Below are 1,113 nucleotides of genomic sequence, written 5' to 3'. Positions count from 1 at the left end.
GCGATCGCGCCGCCCGCACTCGAGTCCGCAGCGCACCGCTTGGCAGGTTGAGGCGAAGGTGTTGGAGGTACGCGACAAGAGCAACAACGTCTGGGGCGGCCGCAAGATCAAGGGGGCGCTGGAGAAGGATAGTGAGCTCGAAATCCCGGCGGCAAGCACGATCACCGCGATCCTGCGCCGTCACGAGCGGCTGACGGAGGCTGGAGCGGCGCAACATCCGGGACCATGGCAGCGCTTCGAGCGGGAGACCCCCAACGAGCTGTGGCAAATGGACTTCAAAGGTCACTTTGCCATCCATAGCGGCCGCTGCCATCCGCTCACCACGCTCGACGACCATTCGCGCTTCAACCTGGTGCTTTCTGCCTGCGGCAATGAGCAGGGCCGAACGGTGCGCGGGGAGCTGGAGATTGCCTTTCGCCACTATGGTTTGCCGCTGGCGATGCTGATGGATGGCGGCCCGCCGTGGAGCGATCCCGGCGGCGAGCCCTACACCGTGTTCAGCGTTTGGTTGTTGCGGCTTGGCATCCGCGTCCTGCACGGTCGACCGCGCCACCCCCAGACGCAAGGCAAGGAAGAGCGCTTCCATCGCACGCTGAAAGCCGAAGTGATCAGCGGGCGAAGCTTCGGCGATCTCGCCGATTGTCAGCGGGCCTTCGACCAATGGCGTCCGCGTTATAACCACGAACGGCCGCACGAGGCACTCGACATGGCGACGCCGGCCGAGCGGTACCGGCCGAGCCCACGCTGCTTCCCTGAGGTGTTGCCCGCGATCGAATACGGACCAGGTGACAAGGTCCGCAAGGTCGACAGCGATGGCTTCATCAGCTTCAGGAACCGACCTTGGCGGATCGGCAAGGCCTTCCGCGGCGAGCTGGTGGCACTTCGCTCCACTGACCAGGATGGCCTCTTCAGCGTGCACTACTGCTCGCATCGGATTGCCACCCTTGACCTGCGCTCCACCGACAGGGAGGCCTGTGGACTTGTGGACAACGCTAAGCCTTGCCCACAGGGTCCACACCCCAAACAACAACAAAAACAACCCGTCTCATCATGATGAAAAAATGTGTCCACGATGTCCCCGAACACCTGTCCACCTTGTCTCCGGCACAAACA

General features: G+C 63.2%; 1 protein-coding gene. It reads left to right on the top strand.

The genetic code is table 11. The features are described from left to right. The coding region (locus FJ934_RS27860) for an integrase core domain-containing protein (RefSeq protein ID WP_210241981.1) at window positions 1-1,054 on the top strand (1,054 nt) is incomplete at its 5' end. Between the last annotated feature and the right edge of the window lie 59 nt (window positions 1,055-1,113).

The organism is Mesorhizobium sp. B2-4-12, assembly GCF_006441575.1.
Lineage (GTDB): Bacteria > Pseudomonadota > Alphaproteobacteria > Rhizobiales > Rhizobiaceae > Mesorhizobium.
This window is presented reverse-complemented; position numbering and strand designations above follow the sequence as displayed.